Source organism: Alsobacter sp. R-9 (genome assembly GCF_054612375.1).
On record NZ_JBTSWJ010000004.1, the window covers coordinates 175,433 to 193,091 of the forward strand.

22 protein-coding genes are annotated in these 17,659 nt (G+C 71.3%); 14 read left to right on the top strand and 8 right to left on the bottom strand.

Annotation, left to right across the window (positions count from 1 at the left end):
- The first annotated feature begins 47 nt into the window (after nucleotides 1-47).
- From ACX9GQ_RS08840 to ACX9GQ_RS08870, 7 genes are all read left to right on the top strand, one after another.
- A complete protein-coding gene (locus tag ACX9GQ_RS08840; RefSeq protein WP_459629151.1) occupies nucleotides 48-947 on the top strand; it encodes an extensin-like domain-containing protein in 900 nt (299 codons plus the stop codon).
- A gap of 470 nt (nucleotides 948-1,417) precedes the next feature.
- Nucleotides 1,418-1,921, top strand: a complete 504-nt coding sequence (locus ACX9GQ_RS08845; RefSeq protein ID WP_459629152.1) for a type III secretion system chaperone family protein — start codon at nucleotides 1,418-1,420, stop codon at nucleotides 1,919-1,921.
- A 161-nt stretch (nucleotides 1,922-2,082) separates the two neighbouring features.
- Nucleotides 2,083-2,922 (top strand): pyrroline-5-carboxylate reductase, encoded by an 840-nt coding sequence (proC, locus tag ACX9GQ_RS08850; protein WP_459629153.1) that lies wholly within the window; start codon nucleotides 2,083-2,085, stop codon nucleotides 2,920-2,922.
- Nucleotides 2,923-3,011: 89 nt separating this feature from the next.
- On the top strand, nucleotides 3,012-3,800 hold the full coding sequence (locus ACX9GQ_RS08855; RefSeq protein WP_459629154.1) for a TetR family transcriptional regulator: 789 nt from the start codon (nucleotides 3,012-3,014) through the stop codon (nucleotides 3,798-3,800).
- Nucleotides 3,801-3,830: 30 nt separating this feature from the next.
- Nucleotides 3,831-4,190: a tRNA-binding protein gene (locus ACX9GQ_RS08860; RefSeq protein ID WP_459629155.1), complete on the top strand. Its 360-nt coding sequence runs from the start codon at nucleotides 3,831-3,833 to the stop codon at nucleotides 4,188-4,190.
- Between the two features lie 123 nt (nucleotides 4,191-4,313).
- Nucleotides 4,314-4,775: a MaoC family dehydratase gene (locus tag ACX9GQ_RS08865; RefSeq protein WP_459629156.1), complete on the top strand. Its 462-nt coding sequence runs from the start codon at nucleotides 4,314-4,316 to the stop codon at nucleotides 4,773-4,775.
- Nucleotides 4,772-5,257 carry a MaoC family dehydratase gene (locus ACX9GQ_RS08870; protein WP_459629157.1) on the top strand — a complete coding sequence of 162 codons (486 nt, stop codon included), beginning with the start codon at nucleotides 4,772-4,774 and terminating at the stop codon, nucleotides 5,255-5,257. The genes ACX9GQ_RS08865 and ACX9GQ_RS08870 overlap by 4 nt, the downstream gene beginning before the upstream one ends.
- An 11-nt stretch (nucleotides 5,258-5,268) precedes the next feature.
- Here ACX9GQ_RS08870 and ACX9GQ_RS08875 read toward each other — a convergent pair whose 3' ends face one another.
- On the bottom strand, nucleotides 5,269-6,045 hold the full coding sequence (locus ACX9GQ_RS08875; RefSeq protein ID WP_459629158.1) for an SDR family NAD(P)-dependent oxidoreductase: 777 nt from the start codon (nucleotides 6,043-6,045) through the stop codon (nucleotides 5,269-5,271).
- Nucleotides 6,046-6,170: 125 nt separating this feature from the next.
- On the opposite strand from ACX9GQ_RS08875, the gene ACX9GQ_RS08880 reads away from it, so the two are divergent.
- Nucleotides 6,171-6,773, top strand: a complete 603-nt coding sequence (locus tag ACX9GQ_RS08880; RefSeq protein ID WP_459629159.1) for a hypothetical protein — start codon at nucleotides 6,171-6,173, stop codon at nucleotides 6,771-6,773.
- Between the two features lie 174 nt (nucleotides 6,774-6,947).
- Nucleotides 6,948-7,892 (top strand): ribose-phosphate pyrophosphokinase, encoded by a 945-nt coding sequence (locus tag ACX9GQ_RS08885; RefSeq protein ID WP_459629160.1) that lies wholly within the window; start codon nucleotides 6,948-6,950, stop codon nucleotides 7,890-7,892.
- Nucleotides 7,893-7,902: 10 nt separating this feature from the next.
- Here ACX9GQ_RS08885 and ACX9GQ_RS08890 read toward each other — a convergent pair whose 3' ends face one another.
- Both ACX9GQ_RS08890 and ACX9GQ_RS08895 read right to left on the bottom strand, forming a co-directional pair.
- Nucleotides 7,903-8,277 (bottom strand): PIN domain-containing protein, encoded by a 375-nt coding sequence (locus tag ACX9GQ_RS08890; RefSeq protein WP_459629161.1) that lies wholly within the window; start codon nucleotides 8,275-8,277, stop codon nucleotides 7,903-7,905.
- Nucleotides 8,277-8,486, bottom strand: a complete 210-nt coding sequence (locus ACX9GQ_RS08895; protein ID WP_459629162.1) for an AbrB/MazE/SpoVT family DNA-binding domain-containing protein — start codon at nucleotides 8,484-8,486, stop codon at nucleotides 8,277-8,279. Before ACX9GQ_RS08895 ends, ACX9GQ_RS08890 begins: the two co-directional genes overlap by 1 nt.
- A gap of 183 nt (nucleotides 8,487-8,669) precedes the next feature.
- Between ACX9GQ_RS08895 and ACX9GQ_RS08900 the strand changes: the two genes are divergently transcribed.
- Together ACX9GQ_RS08900 and ACX9GQ_RS08905 are read left to right on the top strand one after the other, a co-directional pair.
- Nucleotides 8,670-9,032: a YciI family protein gene (locus ACX9GQ_RS08900; protein WP_459629163.1), complete on the top strand. Its 363-nt coding sequence runs from the start codon at nucleotides 8,670-8,672 to the stop codon at nucleotides 9,030-9,032.
- Nucleotides 9,029-10,267: an RNA polymerase sigma factor gene (locus ACX9GQ_RS08905; RefSeq protein WP_459629164.1), complete on the top strand. Its 1,239-nt coding sequence runs from the start codon at nucleotides 9,029-9,031 to the stop codon at nucleotides 10,265-10,267. The genes ACX9GQ_RS08900 and ACX9GQ_RS08905 overlap by 4 nt, the downstream gene beginning before the upstream one ends.
- Nucleotides 10,268-10,678: 411 nt before the next feature.
- On the opposite strand, the gene ACX9GQ_RS08910 is transcribed toward ACX9GQ_RS08905, so the two are convergent.
- Nucleotides 10,679-11,050 carry a cupin domain-containing protein gene (locus ACX9GQ_RS08910; protein WP_459629165.1) on the bottom strand — a complete coding sequence of 124 codons (372 nt, stop codon included), beginning with the start codon at nucleotides 11,048-11,050 and terminating at the stop codon, nucleotides 10,679-10,681.
- Between the two features lie 8 nt (nucleotides 11,051-11,058).
- Entirely contained in the window at nucleotides 11,059-11,946 is an 888-nt protein-coding gene (locus ACX9GQ_RS08915; RefSeq protein WP_459629166.1) for a branched-chain amino acid aminotransferase, read from the bottom strand.
- A gap of 187 nt (nucleotides 11,947-12,133) precedes the next feature.
- Between ACX9GQ_RS08915 and ACX9GQ_RS08920 the strand changes: the two genes are divergently transcribed.
- Genes ACX9GQ_RS08920 through ACX9GQ_RS08930 form a run of 3 tightly spaced genes read left to right on the top strand, consistent with a single transcriptional unit; the run spans nucleotide 12,134 to nucleotide 14,735 of the window.
- Nucleotides 12,134-12,646 carry a MarR family winged helix-turn-helix transcriptional regulator gene (locus ACX9GQ_RS08920; protein WP_459629167.1) on the top strand — a complete coding sequence of 171 codons (513 nt, stop codon included), beginning with the start codon at nucleotides 12,134-12,136 and terminating at the stop codon, nucleotides 12,644-12,646.
- Nucleotides 12,643-13,362 (top strand): response regulator, encoded by a 720-nt coding sequence (locus ACX9GQ_RS08925; RefSeq protein WP_459629168.1) that lies wholly within the window; start codon nucleotides 12,643-12,645, stop codon nucleotides 13,360-13,362. Before ACX9GQ_RS08920 ends, ACX9GQ_RS08925 begins: the two co-directional genes overlap by 4 nt.
- Before the next feature lie 56 nt (nucleotides 13,363-13,418).
- Nucleotides 13,419-14,735 carry an ATP-binding protein gene (locus ACX9GQ_RS08930; protein WP_459629315.1) on the top strand — a complete coding sequence of 439 codons (1,317 nt, stop codon included), beginning with the start codon at nucleotides 13,419-13,421 and terminating at the stop codon, nucleotides 14,733-14,735.
- Nucleotides 14,736-14,946: 211 nt separating this feature from the next.
- Here the strand turns inward: ACX9GQ_RS08930 and ychF are convergent, their stop codons facing one another.
- From ychF to ACX9GQ_RS08945, 3 genes are all read right to left on the bottom strand, one after another.
- Nucleotides 14,947-16,044 carry a redox-regulated ATPase YchF gene (ychF, locus tag ACX9GQ_RS08935; protein WP_459629169.1) on the bottom strand — a complete coding sequence of 366 codons (1,098 nt, stop codon included), beginning with the start codon at nucleotides 16,042-16,044 and terminating at the stop codon, nucleotides 14,947-14,949.
- A 131-nt stretch (nucleotides 16,045-16,175) separates the two neighbouring features.
- Nucleotides 16,176-16,799: an aminoacyl-tRNA hydrolase gene (gene pth, locus ACX9GQ_RS08940; protein ID WP_459629170.1), complete on the bottom strand. Its 624-nt coding sequence runs from the start codon at nucleotides 16,797-16,799 to the stop codon at nucleotides 16,176-16,178.
- Between the two features lie 119 nt (nucleotides 16,800-16,918).
- Nucleotides 16,919-17,569: a 50S ribosomal protein L25/general stress protein Ctc gene (locus ACX9GQ_RS08945; protein ID WP_459629171.1), complete on the bottom strand. Its 651-nt coding sequence runs from the start codon at nucleotides 17,567-17,569 to the stop codon at nucleotides 16,919-16,921.
- Nucleotides 17,570-17,659: the final 90 nt, after the last annotated feature.

Genomic DNA, 17,659 nt, shown 5'->3' on the forward strand with positions numbered 1-17,659 from the left:
CGTCATGCTTCACGAAGGCTTAAAGGCACCGACGCAATGTCCCGGACATGCGACGCGGAGCTGTCAAGTACGGCGTCTTCTCCGGCGTCCTCGTCCTCCTGTCCGGATGCGGCCTGTTCAACTTCGAGCAGCGCGAGCCCTGGCGCGACGAGGCCGAGCAGGCGTGCCTGGCCTCGAAGGCGGTGAAGGTGACCGCCTACGTCGAATCCGCGCGCGAGATCGACGGCCCCGGTGCCTGCGGAATGCTCCGTCCCTTCCGCCTCACCGCCGTCGCCGACGGCTCGGTGGGGCTGTCGAGCCGGGCGACGCTGGCCTGCCCGATCATCCCGGTCATCGACCGCTGGGTGGAGGAGGTGGTGCAGCCCTCGGCCGAGCTCTACTTCGGCTCCCCGGTGGTCGAGCTGAAGTCGGGCTCCTACTCCTGCCGCAACGTCAACAACCGCCGCGGCGGGCCGCGCTCCGAGCACGCCTTCGGCAACGCCATGGACGTGATGGCTTTCCGCCTCGCCGACGGGCGCGAGATCACGGTGGCGCGGGGCTGGCGCGGGTCGCCGCGCGAGCAGGAGTTCCTGCGCGAGGTGTTCGTCGGCTCCTGCAGCCACTTCACCACGGTGCTCGGGCCGGGCTCGGACGCCTTCCACTACGACCACCTGCACCTCGACCTCGCCCGCCACTCGCGCGGGCGGACGGTGTGCAAGCCGGTGCTGAAGTTCGACCCGCGCCTTCCGGCCTACCTCGCCTCGCGCGGGCAGATGACGCCGCGCGTCGCCGCCGCGCCGGCTCCGGCCGCGCCGCAGGCGCGCGCGCCACTGCCCACGGGCCGGCCCATGATGCTGGGCATCCCCGGGCTCCTCGGCGGCGGCTCGGACGATCTCGACGACGGCGGCGAGGGTCAGGGCGTGGTCGACCTCGAGCCGGCGCCGCGCCCGCCGGGCGCGATCCGATAGGGCGCCGCAGCTCGCCTTCTGCGCGAGGACGAAGGGCGCCGGCGCACACCGCGGGACCCCCACCCTCGATCCCTCCCCACGAGGGGGAGCGAAGACCCCCTTCACCGCCCGTCGCGCCCAGCACCCAGGCCCCGCTGGTCTCGCGGCATCGAGCGACGCCTCGGTTTCCCTGATCGGCCCTTCGCGCGGCGGCCTCGTCGCCCTTCCGCTGTGGACGGACCCGGTGGTGCGATTGTGCCGCGGGACCGAATCCAAGACGGTCCAACTCGCTCGTTGAACCGCACGAGTCGACCGCGTTATGGTCGGACAGACAGGTGATTCGCCAACGAATCCGGGGGCTTCCGCGAGGGGCGTCCGGGGCGGCGGCGGGTTCGGCCCGCAGGCGGCGCGTCCGCCGGCGGTCCTTGTGGTCCGGTGAGCGCGTGCGACCGCGTCGACGACGCGACCTGCTTCTCGAGCCGGGGATCGGCATGTCCGCATTGGAATTGGAAGTCGTCGAACGCGCCGAGCATCCGCTCGACGTGGTGGAACGCCTCGCCACCGTTCACGACTGGTCCTTCGACCGCGCGGACGAGAACGAGATCTCCGTCTCGGTCTCCGGTGCCTGGGCCGAGTATCACGTCGCCTTCACCTGGCTCGACGAGATGGAGGCGCTGCACATCGCCTGCGCGTTCGACCTCAAGGTGCCGCAGCGCCGGCGGACGGAGCTGCTTGAGCTCGTCTCGATGATCAACGAGCAGCTGTGGGTCGGCCACTTCGACCTGTGGAGCAACGAGGACGTGGTGATGTTCCGCCACTCGCTGCTGCTGGCGGGCGGGGCGGAGCCGAACGGCCGCCAGTGCGAGAGCCTGCTCAAGGTCGCCATCGACGCCTGCGACCGGTACTATCAGGCCTTCCAGTTCGTCCTGTGGGCGGGCAAGACGCCGCGCGAGGCGATGGAAGGCGCGATGTTCGAGACGGTCGGCGAGGCCTGAGCTGCATCGCCGCGGGGCCGGCACAGGCCGCGCCGCCGCCGGTTCCGCTTCCCCTTCGTCTTTCCCGCTGACGCCGGCACCCGCACAGGATGCGTGACAGCGGGCGGTCGCCCGCGCGATAACGGCACCGGCACGGACCGTGCCCGATCGCGAGCGATGCCATGTCCAATCCCGCCACGCCGTCCCCCCTGCTGCCCTCCCCGCTGCTCCTCGTCGGCTGCGGCAAGATGGGCGGCGCCATGCTGGAAGGCTGGCTGCGCATGGGGCTCGACAGCGCCAACACCACGATCCTCGACCCGCACGCCTCGCCCTCGCTCGTGGCCACGTGCGAGCAGCACGGCATCGCGCTGAACCCGAGCCCGGGATCGATCCCGACGCCGGAGGTGATCCTGCTCGGCATCAAGCCACAGATGCTGGACGAGGCCGCGCCTTCGCTGGCGCCGCACATCGGGCCGCAGACGCTGCTCGTCTCGATCCTCGCCGGCAAGACCATCGGCAACCTGAAGAGCCGCCTGCCGGGGCTGAAGGCGGTCGTCCGGGCGATGCCGAACCTGCCCGCCGCCGTGCAGCGCGGCATCACCGGCATGGCGGCGAGCCCCGAGGTGAGCGCGCACCAGCGGGAGCTGGCACAGGGGCTGCTGTCGGGCGTCGGCCGCGTCGAATGGGTCGACCGCGAGGAACTGATCGACGCCGTCACCGCCGTCTCCGGCTCCGGCCCCGCCTATGTCTTCTACCTCACCGAGTGCCTGGCCCGGGCGGGCGTCGCGCTGGGGCTTCCCGAGGACCTCGCCGCGCGCCTCGCCCGTGCGACCGTCGAGGGTGCGGGCGAGCTGATGCACCGCTCCGACCTCTCGCCGGCGACGCTGCGCGAGAACGTGACCTCCCCCGCCGGCACCACCGCGGCGGCGCTTGCCGTGCTGATGGCGAGCGACGGGCTCGACCCGCTGATGCGCGACGCGGTGGACGCCGCGCGCCGCCGCGCCGAGGAACTGTCGGGCTGAGACGGCGGTTGCGACGCCGCGGCCTTGGACGGGCCGCTCGCGCCACCCTATCTTGCCAGTCGACAGAGCATCGAGAAGGAGGCCTTGCCATGGCCAGGAAGCCCGTGAGCCAGCCCGAGAGCAAGCCCGGCGCGAAGAAGGCCGGCGTGAACCGCCGCGCCGCCGCGGCGCCCGCCGGCGCGCCGCCCGCCGGCAGCGTCCGCGACCGCGTCATCGACGCGACGATGGCGCTGGCGGCCGAGCACGACTGGGACGCCTTCGACCTGCGCGAGATCGCCGAGGCGGCCGACGCGTCGCTGGCGGAGCTGCGCGACGCGTTCCCCTCCAAGGGCGCCGTGCTGGGCGGGCTCGCCCGCCGGGTCGACCGCATCGTGCTCGACGGCACGGGCGACGACCTCGACGAGGAGCCGGCGCGCGAGCGGCTGTTCGACGTCCTGATGCGCCGGCTCGACGCGCTGGCGCCCTACCGCGCCGGCCTGCGTCGCATGCGCCCGGACGTGGCGCGCGACCCGCTCTCGCTCGCCGCGCTGAACCAGCTCACCGTCAACTCGATGCGCTACATGCTGGCGGCGGCGAAGATCGACACCGCCGGCCCGATGGGGGCGCTGAAGGCGCAGGGCGCCGCGCTGCTGTGGGCGCGGGTGCTCGACGCCTGGCTCGACGACGACGACCCGGGCCTCGCCCGCACCATGGCCGTGCTCGACCGCGAACTGCGGCGGGCCGGGCAGATCGTCGGCGGGCTCAGCGACCTGTGCCGCATCACCGCGCCCCTGCGCGCGGTGTTCGACCGCGCCGCCGAGCGCGGCCGCCGCTTCCGCGAGCGCCAGCGCGCCCCACGCGATCCCTACGACGACGACGAGAGCGTCCGCGCCGTCTGACCCCGGCGCGACCCACCCTCCGGAGACCCCATGGCCGAGACCGCGCCCCCGGCGCCGACGATCACCTTCGACGATTTCCTCAAGGTCGACGTCCGCGTCGGCACCATCGTGGCGGCGGAGCCCTTCCCGCAGGCCCGCAAGCCGGCCTTCAAGCTGACGATCGACTTCGGGCCGGGGATCGGCACCAGGCGTTCCTCGGCGCAGATCACGGTGAACCACCCGCTGGAGACGCTGGTGGGGCGGCAGGTGCTGGCGGTCGTCAACTTCCCGCCGCGCCAGATCGGGCCTTTCATGTCCGAGGTGCTGACGCTCGGCGTCCCCGACGCCGACGGCAACGTCATGCTGATCGGCCCCGATCGGACGGTCCCGGAGGGCGGGCGCCTCTACTGACCCGGACCGCGCGGCGGCCCTCGCCGCCGAAAGGGGGACTTGCCGGGGGGCGCAGGCTTCATTAGGCCTTCGGCGGCGGTCGTGACGGGCCGCGCGCCAGGAAGACGCCTTCTGGAGGAAGCCTTGCCGTCCCTTGCCTTCGAAGATTTCGTCCCCGGGGCGGTGACCACCTTCGGGCGGCACGCCGTGACGCGCGAGGAGGTGCTGTCCTTCGCGCGGCAGTTCGACCCCCAGCCCATGCACCTCGACGAGGCGGCGGCGGGCCGCTCGATCCTCGGCGGCCTCGCGGCCTCGGGCTGGCACACCTGCGGCATCCTGATGCGAATGCTCGCCGACAACGTGCTCAACGGCAGCACCGGCATGGGCTCGCCCGGCATCGACGAGCTGCGCTGGCTGAAGCCTGTGCGCCCGGGCGACGTGCTGTCGGTACGGCAGACCGTGCTCGAGTCCCGCCGCTCCGCCACGCGGACGGACCGCGGCTACGTCCGCTTCCGCTTCGAGCTCGTCACCGAGGCGGGCGACGTGGTGATGGACCAGACCAACAGCATCATCTTCGGCCTCCGGGGCGCGGAGGCGGCGGCGTGACGACCTTCTACGACGACATCGCCATCGGCGACACGGACGAGCTCGGCCTGCACACCTTCACGGCCGACGAGATCAAGACGTTCGCGGCGGCCTTCGATCCGCAGCCCTTCCACCTCGACGAGGCCGCGGGGGCGGCCAGCCACTTCGGCGGGCTGTGCGCGTCGGGCTGGCACACGGCGGCGATCTGGATGCGCCTGCGCGTCGAGTGCTACCGCCGGCAGGAGGAGGAGGCGACCGCGCAGGGCCGCCCCTTCCCCAGGCTCGGCCCCTCGCCGGGCTTCCGCGACCTCAGGTGGCTGAAGCCGGTGAAGCCCGGCGACACGCTCACCTACTACGCGAAAGTGGTCGACAAGCGCCCCTCCGCCTCCCGCCCGCAGTGGGGGCTGGTGACGCAGCTGAGCTGGGCCGAGAACCAGCGCGGCGAGCGCGTGTTCGAGTTCACCGGCGCCGCCTTCTGGGAGCGCCGCGCCGGCGCCGCCTGACTTGACGGCGGTCAGGGCATCAGCTGGCCGCCGTTCACCTCGATGATCTGGCCGATCATGTAGCCCGACAGCGCGTCCGAGGCGAGGAACAGGAACGCCCCGACGCAGTCCTCCGGCGTGCCGACGCGCCCCATCGGCACCGTCTGGCGCATGGCCTCGATCTGCTGGGCGTTCGAGTAGCGCTCGTGGAAGGGCGTCATGATCACGCCCGGCGCGACCGCGTTGACGCGGGTCCGGTCGGCCCAGAGCTCCTTGGAGATGCCGCGCGTGAAGGTCGAGACGAAGCCCTTCGACGCGGCGTAGAGCACCGCCCCGCCGCCGCCGCCGTTGCGCGCGGCGATGGAGGTGACGTTGACGATGGCGCCGCCGCCGGAGGCCTTCATCACCGGATGCGCCTCGCGCGTCAGCGCCACCACCGAGAGCGCGTTGAGGTTCATCACGCGGTGGTAGTGCTCGTCGGTGAGTTCCGGCAGGCTCTTGCGGCCGAGCATGCCGCCGGCGTTGTTGATGAGCACGTCGAGCCGGCCGAAGCGCCCGGCCGTCGCCTCGACGATCCGCTTCGGAACGCCCGGCTCCGCCACGTCGCCCTGCACGGTGGCGGTGTCGCCGCCCGCGGCAGCGATGGCGGCGGCGACCGCCTCCGCCGCGTCCCGGCTCTCGTTGTAGTGCACCATGACGCGCGCGCCGTTGGCGGCGAAGGCCTTCGCGGCGGCCGCGCCGATGCCGGTCGAGCCTCCCGTCACGAGCACGACCTTGCCGGCGAGGTCGGGGATGGCGAGCTGGGACATGGCGCTTCCTGGGGTTGCGGGCGGTGCTCCACGGCCCGCCCTTTCCGCGACCTTTGCGGCCGCCGCCGCCGGCCGTCAACCGTTCCCGCGGGGCTCCAACTGGACCTCCACCGGCGTTCGGCGTAATGATGCAGGCCTTGCGGGCCGCCGGAGCGGCCGCCGACGGGGACGAGATGCCGGCACGGACGGGCGCCACGACACGCTGGGGAGCGGCCATCGCAGCCGCTCTGGGCGCGCTGGCGCTGGCCGGGTGCCAGCAGGGCCTGATGGAGGGCCAGGCGGTCTCCGCCGCCGGCGTGCCCGTCGCCGTGGAGACCATCGAGGGGGCCCCGCCCGCCCTGCAGGCGAAGGTCAACGCCGAGGTCGCCTCGCAGGCTTCAGCCCGGCGAATCGAGCTGGTGTCGTCGGAGCAGCAGCCGCGCTACCGGCTCAAGGGCTACCTGACCGCCTATTCGACCGGCGACGGCGAGACGGCGCTGGCCATCGTCTGGGACGTCTTCGACGCCTCCAAGAAGCGCGCGCAGCGCGTGTCCACGACGACGCTCGCCAAGGGCGAGGCGGACGACCCCTGGTCGCGGATCGGCGAGACGCAGATCAGCAAGGCGACCGCCCAGAGCATGAACGAGGTGGCCGCCTTCCTCGCCGGCAGCCCGTCCGTCGGCGGCACCGGGCTCACGGGGCCGCGCACGGCGGGTACCTCAGCCATGGGCTTCACCCCGGACGAGTGATCCCGACGGGGCAGGTCTGCACAATCCGGGAGCCATTGCCGCCGTTTTGATGTTGATGTCACGGCGGCATCGTATTGTTCGGGCGGGAGCAGGCTGTTACAGAGCCCGCAGAACGCAGGTCCGGCCGGCGAAGGGCCGGAGTCGCGCCATGCGGGATCAGTGAAGGCCGAGCCGATGAAAGCCGCGATCAAGCTCGTTGCGGGCAACTCCAACCGGGCGCTCGCGGATGCGATCGCGGCCTATCTGGAGACGCCTCTCGCCAGGTGCCAGGTCAGGCGCTTCGCCGACATGGAGGTCTTCGTCGAGATCCAGGAGAACGTCCGCGGCCAGGACGTCTTCGTGATCCAGTCGACCTCGTTCCCCGCCAACGACCACCTCATGGAGCTGCTCATCATCATCGATGCGCTGCGCCGCTCCTCCGCCCGCCGCATCACGGCGGTGCTGCCCTACTTCGGCTATGCCCGGCAGGACCGCAAGGCCGGCCCGCGCACGCCGATCTCGGCCAAGCTCGTCGCCAACCTGATCACCGAGGCCGGCGCCGACCGCGTGCTGACGGTCGACCTGCACGCGGGACAGATCCAGGGCTTCTTCGACATCCCCACCGACAACCTGTTCGGCGCCCCCGTGATGGTCCGCGACATCAAGGAGCGGATGGAACTGTCGAACCTGATGGTCGTCTCGCCGGACGTCGGCGGCGTGGTGCGCGCCCGGGCACTCGCCAAGCGCATCGACGCGCCGCTCGCCATCGTCGACAAGCGCCGCGAGCGCGCCGGCGAGAGCGAGGTGATGAACATCATCGGCGACGTCGAGGGGCGCACCTGCATCCTCGTCGACGACATCGTCGATTCCGGCGGTACCCTCTGCAACGCCGCCGAGGCGCTGCTGAAGGAGGGGGCCAAGGAGGTGCATGCCTACATCACGCACGGCGTGCTGTCGGGCGGCGCGGTGGCCCGCATCGCCGCCTCCAAGCTGAAGACGCTGGTGCTCACCGACTCGATCCAGCCCACCGAGGCGGTCAAGGTCGCCCGCAACATCCGCGTCATCTCCATCGCCAGCCTGCTGGGCGAGGCCATCGGCCGCACGGCGCTGGAGGAGAGCGTGTCGAGCCTGTTCGACTGACGGGCGGGGCTCAGCCCTTCCGGATGAAGTGCACTCCGGGCAGGCCTTCGAAATGCCCGTCGCAGGTCACGAGATCGGCCTTCTGGTCGAGCGCCGTCGCATAGATCAGGGCATCCGCCGTCGCCAGCCGGAAGTCCCGGCACACCGTCGCCGCGGCGAGAGCGATCCCGGTGTCGAGCGGCACGAGGCGGCACGTCATCGTGAAGGCGATGACCTCGTCGACGGCCTCCTCCCCTTTTTCCCGAAGCAGCCATTTCGCCAGTTCGTGCTGGACGAGTGTCGGCACGATCCACCGATCACGCGTGGGCAACATCGACCGGACGGCGTCGGCGGAGGCACTGCCGACGAGCCATTCGATCCATGCCGAAGTGTCGACGACCCGCATCAGGTGCGGTCCGATCGGTCGCGGTAGCCGTCCGTGTTCGCGCCCTTGGCGAGTCCGTGCAGTCGATCCTCATCGGGCACCGGCATCATGAGTACGCCGGCACCCTTCGGGATGAAGACGAACCTCTGCCCGGCGGACCATCCCTGAGCCTCGCGGACAGTCTTGGGCACGCTGATCTGGAACTTCGAGGACAGGGTCGCGGTCGCCATTCTTGCGATCTCCTTATCGATACCGGAAAGGTAAAGACGACTGGGTCCCTTGCCAACCCATCCCTCTTTTTATTTCCGGCCGGTCGAAATCCTCCCCCGCCGCCCGTCATGGCATCGGAAGCGGCATCCGACTGACTTTACCGCCGCCTCCGCCACTGCAACCCTGCGCCGATGGAGGAACCCATGGCCTACGTGCTCCTGATGTACGAACCCCGCGACCTCTTCGAGGACCGTGCCCAGCACGACAAGAGCTCCGCCTACTGGGGCGCCTGGATGGACTACATCGGCGCCCTGCGGGCTTCGGGCCTGATCTCGGGCGGCCAGGGGCTGCAGGGCCCTGCGGCGGCCGTCACCGTCTCGGTGGCGGACGGTCGCCGGCAGGTCCAGGACGGGCCCTACGCCGACACCAAGGAGCAACTCGGCGGCTTCTTCGTGCTCGACACGGAGGACCTCGACACGGCCCTTGAGTGGGCGGCCCGCAGCCCTGCGGCAACGTATGGCCGGGTCGAGGTGCGGCCGGCGCTGCCGCCCATGCCGGCGGCGTGACAGAAGCCCCGTCCGATCCGCGGCGGGCGGCCGAGCGGGCCGCCCGCACGTCCTATGGCCGGCTGCTGGCCTTCCTCTCGGCCCGGACCCGGGACGTCGCCGCCGCCGAGGACGCGCTGGCGGAGGCCTTCCGCGCGGCGCTGGAGACGTGGCCAATCCGGGGCGTGCCGGACAAGCCGGAGGCGTGGCTGCTCACCGCCGCCCGCCGCACCCTCATCGACGCCGCCCGGCGCGCCGCCACCCGCAGCCACGCGACGGAAGCGCTGCTCGACGCGCTGGCCGAGGCGGAGGAGGAGCGCATGGCCGCCGCATCCCGCGACATCCCCGACACCCGCCTCGCCTTGCTCTTCGTCTGCGCCCACCCGCAGATCGACCCCGGCGCGCGGACGCCGCTGATGCTGCAGACCGTGTTCGGCCTCGACGCGGCGCGGATCGCCGGCGCGTTCCTCACGTCGCCCGCGACGATGGGCCAGCGGCTGGTGCGGGCGAAGGCGCGCATCCGCGACGCGGGCCTGCGCTTCGAGGTGCCGGGGCCGGAGGCCTGGGGCGAGCGTCTCGCGGCCGTTCTGGAGGCGGTCTACGCCGCCTACGGCACGGGCTGGGACGACGTGTCGGGCTCCGATCCGCGCCGGGCCGGCCTGGCCGGCGAGGCGATCGACCTCGCCCGCCTGCTGGTCGACCTGCTGCCGGGCGAGCCGGAGGCTCTCGGCCTCCTCGCCCTCGTCCTGCACTGCGAAGCGCGGCGCGACGCGCGCCGGGACGCCGCCGGCGGCTTCGTCGCGCTGGCGGAGCAGGACACGGCGCTGTGGTCCCAGCCGCTGCAGCGCGAGGCGGAGGAGGCGTTGCGAAGGGCGGCGGCACTGGGTCGCCCCGGCCGGTTCCAGACCGAGGCGGCCATCCAGTCCGTTCACGCCATGCGGGCCCGAGCGGGCACCACCGACTGGCCGATGGTGGCGATGCTGCACGACGCGCTGCTCGTGTTCGCGCTGGGCATCGGCGCCCGCGTCAGCCACGCCGCCGCCCACGCGGAGGCGTCCGGGCCGGTCGCAGGACTGCGCCTGCTCGACGCCCTGCCGCAGGACGCGGTGCGCAGCTACCAGCCCTACTGGGCGCTGCGGGCACACCTTCTGGCGCGCTCGGGGGCGGTGGAGGAGGCGCGGGCCGCTTTCGGCCTTGCCATCGGGCTGTCCGAGGATCCTGCGGTGCGGGACTTCCTGCGGACGCGTTGTCCCTGAGCCCCGGCAGGCGCGTCAAGGCGCCCGGCGCCATCGGCGACGGGGGTTCCGGGAGAGGGCGACGGGAGGCCGTCCGGGGAAGAATGGAGGAAGGGGGTGGGCGTGGACCGCCTCCCGTGCCTACTGCTCTGCGGGGCCTCGCCCGCGGAGCCTCCTTTCGGGAGGTCCGCGGCCTCGGCCTGTGTTCCGGTCCGGCCGCCGCGCGACGGGCCGGTGGTCAGGGTGGCGTCAGGGCGTCGTCACAACCCGTCTTTCGCCGCGGAACGGGACACGGGCCCATGCCCCGCGATCCGGCCCCGCTCCGGTCGATCCGGTTTCGCCCAGGCGGCGAGGCCTCGACAACATGCGCGACGATGCATGCGTCGTCAAGCTATTATTCCTATAGATGCGAACAAGCTCACGCCGGGAGCCTCAGCCCTCGCCGCCCTCCGGGCCGTAGAAGATCACCCACGTCTCGAAGTCGCGGGTGAACTTCTCGAAGCGGTGCTCCATGCCCGCCGGGACGAAGATCACGTCGCCCGCCGCGAAGGGACGCCTCTCGCCGTCGCGCACGAAGGTGCCGCTGCCGGCGACGACGACGTAGAGCTCGTCCTGCTCGTGCGGCGTCTGCGGATCGACGGACTGAGGCTGGTAGAGCTCGACGCTCATGCTGCCGCTGCCAAGCACCTTGGCGAAGCGGCAGCCAGAGGCCGTCACGGCCGCGCGGGCCGCCGCGAGGTTGACGTGCCAGGGGCCGGAGCCCGCCGGCGCCGGGCCGCGTGGGGGTGAGCCGTCCTTCGACACCCCCATCGTCAGGCGGCGACGGCCTTCGGGCGCACCTCGGCGGAGTAGTCCTCGACCAGCGTGCGGGTGATGTTGCCCGGCTGGTAGACGTGCTCGGCAATCTGCGAGACCGGCGTCACCTCGGCGGCGGTGCCGGTGATGAAGCACTCGTTGAAGCTCGGCAGCTCGTCCGGGAGGATGCGGCGCTCGACCACCTCGATGCCGCGCCGCTTGGCGAGGTCGATCGTGGTGCGGCGCGTGATACCATCGAGGAAGCAGTCGGCGATCGGCGTATGGATCACGCCATCGCGCGTGAAGAACACGTTGGCCCCGGTGCACTCGGCGACGCGGCCCTGCCAGTCGAGCATCAGCGCGTCGGCGAAGCCGCGCTTCTCGGCGCGGTGCTTGGAGAGCGTGGCGATCATGTAGAGGCCGGCCGCCTTCGCCGCCGACGGAGCGGTCATGGGGTCGGGGCGGCGGTACTCGGCGAGGTCGAGCTTGATGCCCTTCATCTTGGTCGCCATGTCGAACATGGACGGCCACTCCCACACCGCGATGGCGACATGGATCTTCGCGTGCTGGGCGGAGACGGCCATCATCTCGGAGCCGCGCCACGCGACGGGACGGACATAGGCGTCCTTGAGGTTGTTCAGCTCGAGCACCTTGTGCTTGGCGGCGTCCAGTTCGGCGACCGAGTACGGGATGGTGAAGTCGAGGATCTCGCCCGACTTGTGGAACCGCTGCGAGTGCTCCGTCGACTTGAAGATCACGCCGCCGTAGGAGCGCTCGCCCTCGAACACACTGGAACCGTAGTGGAGGCCGTGCGTCAGCACGTGGACCTTCGCGTCGGTCCACGGCACGATCTCGCCGTTGAACCAGATGTAACCCTCGCGGCGGTCGAACGGGATGACGGACATGACGGTCTCCTTGGACTTTGTCGTTCATGGTGGCGGCGGCGGGCGCAGCGACGCCCGCACGGTCCGGTCGGCGCGTCTCCGGCAGGGCCGGGCGCACTTTCCTTTCGCCGCGAGGCCTTGACGAGTAACAATCACTCTGAAATATGTCAACAACGCTGACATAAAAACGACGGAGCCTTCCCCCTCGATGCAGACGGCTCTCGACATCCAGCGCGACGCGGCGGCCGGCGCCGGGCGCGCGCATCACGAGCTGATCGAACTGCTGTTCTTCGCCTACCGGGATTTCGTGGGCGACCCCGACCGGATCCTCGAGCAGTACGGCTTCGGGCGGGCGCACCACCGCGTGCTGCATTTCGTCAACCGAAACCCGGGGCTGACCATCGCAGAGCTCCTCGACATCCTGCGCATCACCAAGCAGAGCCTCAACCGCGTGCTGAAGGAGCTGCTCGAGCAGGAATACGTCGAGCAGCGCGCCGGGCTCACCGACCGCCGCCAGCGGCTGCTCTTCGCCACGGCGCGCGGGCGCCAGCTCGCCCGCGACCTCGCCGACCTGCAGACCCGGCGCATCTCGCGGGCGCTGGCCGAGGCCGGCCCGGAGGCCGCGGAGGCGGCGCGGCGCTTCCTGCAGGCGATGATCGACCCGACCGACCGCGGCACGGTGGAGCGCTTCGCCCACGCCGACGGCGAGGACGGCGCGTGAACGCGGCCCGCCCGCGGCCGGTCCCGGCGGACGACGCGCCGCACGTGCTCGTCGTCGACGACGACCGCCGCCTGCGCGACCTGCTCTCGCGCTTCCTCAGCGAGCACGGCTACCGGGTGACGACGGCGCGCGACGCCGCCGACGCGCGGTCGCAGATCGCCAACTTCGTCTTCGACGGCTACATCCTCGACGTGATGATGCCGGGCGAGAACGGCTTCGACCTCGCCGCGTGGGTGCGGGAGTCCTCGAGCGTCCCGATCCTCATGCTCACCGCCCGCGCCGACGCGAAGGACCGGGTGCGCGGGCTCGAGATCGGCGCCGACGACTACCTGCCCAAGCCCTTCGAGCCGCGCGAGCTGGTGCTGCGGCTCAACAACATCATCCGTCGCACGGCATCGGCCCAGACCACGGCCCCGACGCAGCCCGAGATCGTCCGCTTCGGCCCGTTCGTCTACCGCATCGACAAGGGCGAACTGCGCCAGGGCGAGGAGATCATCAGGATCACGGACCGCGAGCGCGAGATCCTCAGCATCCTGTCGCGCCAGCCCAACGAGACCGTGCCGCGCGAGGCGCTGTCGGCCTCGGGCGAGGCCTCCAACGAACGCACGGTCGACGTCCAGATCAACCGCCTGCGGCGCAAGATCGAAGTCGACCCGGCCAACCCGCAGCACCTGCAGACGGTCCGCGGCAGCGGCTACCGGCTGGTCGTGGAGTAGGACCCGCCGTGGCGACCGCAGAGCTCCCGCGGCGCCCGGCACTCGGCCGCAGGATCATGCGGTTCGTCGGCGCGCGGCTGCCGAAGGGGCTCTTCGCCCGCGCCCTCATCATCATCATCGCGCCGATGGTGATCCTGCAGTCGGTGCTGGCCTATGCCTTCATGGAGCGCCACTGGCAGACGGTGACGCGCCGCCTCTCGGCCGCCGTGACGCAGGACATCGCGGCGCTGATCGACATCGCCCAGAGCTACCCGCAGGACAAGGACTACGAGACGCTGACCCGCATCGCGGCGGACCGACTGGCGCTCGACATCGAGATGCTGCCGCCCGAGCCGCTGCCCCCGCCGACGCCGAAGCCGTTCTTCTCGATCCTCGATTCCAGCCTCTCGCGCGAGTTGCGCCAGCAGATCGGCCGGCCGTTCTGGATCGACACGGTGGGCCGCTCGAACCTCGTCGAGATCCGCATCCAGCTCGACAAGGGCGTGCTGCGCGTCCTCACGCGCCGTTCGCAGGCCTACGCCTCCAACTCGCACATCTTCCTGATGTGGATGGTCGGCACCTCGCTGGTGCTGCTCGGCATCGCCGTCATCTTCCTGCGCAACCAGATCCGCCCGATCCTGCGGCTCGCGGAGGCGGCGGAGAGCTTCGGCAAGGGCCGCGAGATCGACTTCTCGCCGCGCGGCGCGCGCGAGGTGCGGCAGGCCGGCCACGCCTTCATCGAGATGCGACGGCGCGTCGAGCGCGCCATCGAGCAGCGCACCGCGATGCTCAACGGCGTGAGCCACGACCTGCGCACCATCCTGACGCGGTTCAAGCTGTCGCTGGCTCTGATGGAGGACGAGGACGCGCCGGAGGTCGAGGCCCTGAAGAAGGACGTCGACGAGATGAGCCGCATGCTGGAGGCCTACCTCGCCTTCGCCCGCGGCGACGCCGGCGAGCAGCCCGCCGCCACCGACATGGGCGCGCTGCTGGAGGACCTGAAGGTCGACGCCGAGCGCTCGGGCCACGCGACCGAGGTGACCGTCAGCGGCGATCCCGTCGCCACGGTACGCCCGGACGCCTTCAAGCGCTGCATCGGCAACCTCGTGTCGAACGCCGCGCGCCACGGCGACCGCATCGCCATCACCGCCGTGCGCGACGCCCGCTGGCTGACGATCACCGTCGACGACGATGGTCCCGGCGTTCCGCCGGACCAGCGCGAGGAGGTGTTCAAGCCCTTCGTGCGGCTGGACGAGGCCCGCAACGTCGACGAGGGCGGCACCGGCCTCGGCCTCGCGATCGCCCGCGACATCGCCCGCTCCCACGGCGGCGACATCATCCTCGGCGACAGCCCGCTCGGCGGCCTGCGCGCGACGGTCCGGATACCGGTCTGAGCGAATGCCCCTCATCCGCCCCTTCGGGGCACCTTCTCCCCGCAAGCGGGGCGAAGGGCGGGCGGCGCCACTCCGGCGGATGGGAGAGATGCCGCGGCGTCGCCGAGGGCCGAAAGCAGCAGCGACCGGGCGTCCCTTCTCCCCGTCCCACGGGGAGAAGGTGCCGCGGCGCAGCGGAGGCGGATGAGGGGCGGGTCGTCCCGCCGTGTCCTCAGTTGGCGAAGCGGAAGTGCAGGACGTCCCCGTCGGCGACCACGTAGTCCTTGCCCTCGAGGCGGAAGCGGCCTGCGTCGCGCGCCCCGGACTCGCCCTTGTGCCGGACGTAGTCGTCGTAGGCGATCGTCTCGGCGCGGATGAAGCCCTTCTCGAAGTCGGTGTGGATCACGCCCGCCGCCTGCGGCGCGCGGGTGCCCTTCGTGATCGTCCAGGCGCGGGCCTCCTTCGGGCCCACGGTGAAGTACGTCACGAGGTGCAGCAGGTCGTAGCCGGCGCGGATGACGCGGTTCAGGCCCGGCTCGTCGAGACCGACGGCCTCGAGGTACTCCTTCTGCTCGTCCGGGGCGAGGACGGCGATCTCGCTCTCGATCTTGGCCGAGACCACGACCGCGACCGCGCCCTCCTCCTTCGCCCGCTCGAACACCTTCGCCGAGAAGGCGTTGCCGTCGTGGGCGGAGGCCTCCTCGACGTTGCAGACGTAGAGCACCGGCTTGGCGGTGAGGAGGTTGAGCATCTGGAAGCTCTTCTCCTCCTCGGCCTTGCGCTCGACGAGGCGGGCCGGCTTGCCGTCCTGCAGCAGCTTCAGGCAGCGCTGCACGAGGTCGAGCTGCTCCTTCGCCTCCTTGTCGCCGCCGCGGGCCTTCTTCTCGAGCGCGGTGACGCGCTTCTCGAGGCTCTCGAGGTCGGCCAGCATCAGCTCCGTCTCGATGGTCTCGATGTCGGCGATGGGATCGACCTTGCCCTCGACATGGGTGATGTCGCCGTCCTCGAAGCAGCGCACGACGTGGGCGATGGCGTCCACCTCGCGGATGTTGGCGAGGAACTGGTTGCCGAGCCCCTCCCCCTTCGAGGCGCCGCGCACGATGCCGGCGATGTCGACGAAGGTGATCCGCGTCGGGATGATCTGCGCCGAGCCGCCGATGGAAGCCAGCGTGTCGAGGCGCGGGTCGGGGACCGCGACGTCGCCGACGTTCGGCTCGATGGTGCAGAACGGATAGTTCGCCGCCTGCGCCGCCGCCGTCTGCGTGAGCGCGTTGAAGAGGGTCGACTTGCCGACGTTCGGCAGGCCGACGATGCCGCACTTGAAGCCCATCAGGTCACCAGTCTCTCGAGGTCCGCAGGCTTATGCCGGAAAGGATCGGCGAGGAGAACCCCCTCGCAGCCGTGCGTGGTCCATTGCGTGGTTCATGTCGTCGCCGCGGCCGTCCGTCAACTGGCGGGCCGTCAGGAGAGCTTTCCGCCGCCGCCCTCCTTCACGCCCTTCACCTCGCCGCAGCCACGACCCTCCATGGCGAGGTGGACCTTGCTCTGGAAGGCGCCGTCGTCGCCTTTGGCGAGCAGCGGCGCGTGGTCGGCGACGGCGCGGCACAGGTCCTCGACCCAGGGCTGCTCGGCCTTGGCGAAGTCGTTCAGCACATAGGCGTGGACGAGCTCCTTGACGCCGGGATGGCCGATGCCGAGGCGCACGCGCCGGTAGTCATTGCCGCACTGGGCGGTGATGGAGCGCAGGCCGTTGTGGCCGGCGTTGCCGCCGCCGAGCTTCACGCGGAGCTTGGCGGGCGGCAGGTCGAGCTCGTCGTGGAAGACGACGACGTCGGCGAGCGGGATCTTGAAGAAGCGCATGGCCTCCCCGACCGCGCGGCCGCTCTCGTTCATGTAGGTCTCGGGCTTGAGCAGGATGACGCGCTCGGTGCCGATGGTGGCTTCCGCGGTCTCGCCCTGGAACCGCCGGCGCCACGGGCCGGCGCGGTGGACGCGCGCGATCTCGTCCACGGCCATGAAGCCGATGTTGTGCCGGTTGCCCGCATAGCGCGAGCCGGGATTGCCGAGTCCGACGAACAGCAGCATGGGCGGCTCCTGCTCCCCGCACCGATGCGGGGTTCAACGCGCGGCGACCGCCGGGGCGGCGCCCGAAAGCAATGCGCCCCGCCGAGGCGGGGCGCACGAGCATCCGCGTGGGCGGAGCCTTACTTCTTGGCCGGGGCGGCCTTCGCCGGGGCGGCGGCCGGAGCGGCAGCCGCGGCCGGGGCGGCCGGCTCGTCCTTCATGCCCGACGGCGGGACGATGGTAACGACCGTGAAGTCGCGCTCGGCGATGACCGGCTTGCAGTTCGCCGGCAGCGTCACCGCCGAGATGTGCACCGAGTCGTTGATGTCGAGGCCGGCGAGGTCGACCGTGATCGACTCCGGGATGTTGTCGGCCGGGACGAGCATCTCGATCGCGTGGCGCACGATGTTGAGCGTGCCGCCGCGCTTGATGCCGGGCGCCGTCTCCTGGTTGACGAAGTGCACCGGCACCTCGACGCGGATGGACTGGCCGGCCTTGAGGCGCAGGAAGTCGATGTGGAGGGGCGTGTCCTTCACCGGGTCGAGCTGGTAGTCGCGCGGCAGCACGCGGGTCTTGGCGCCGTCGACGTCGATCTCGAACTGCGTGGTGAGGAAGTGCCCGGCGAAGATCAGCAGCTGGGCCGCCTTCTGGTCGAGCGAGATGGAGACGGGCGGCTCGCCGGCGCCGTAGATCACGGCGGGGATGAGGCCCTGACGACGCACGGCACGCGCGGCCCCCTTGCCGCCGGTCGGCCGCGACGAAGCCTTGAGCTGCTTCACGGTGGTGGACATGATGTTGTTCCTTCAAGAGAAAAGGGCCGGCGAGGTCAGGTGGACCCGCGGCCCCGTCTTCACGACGTGCGCCCGTGCCTCCAGGGGTGT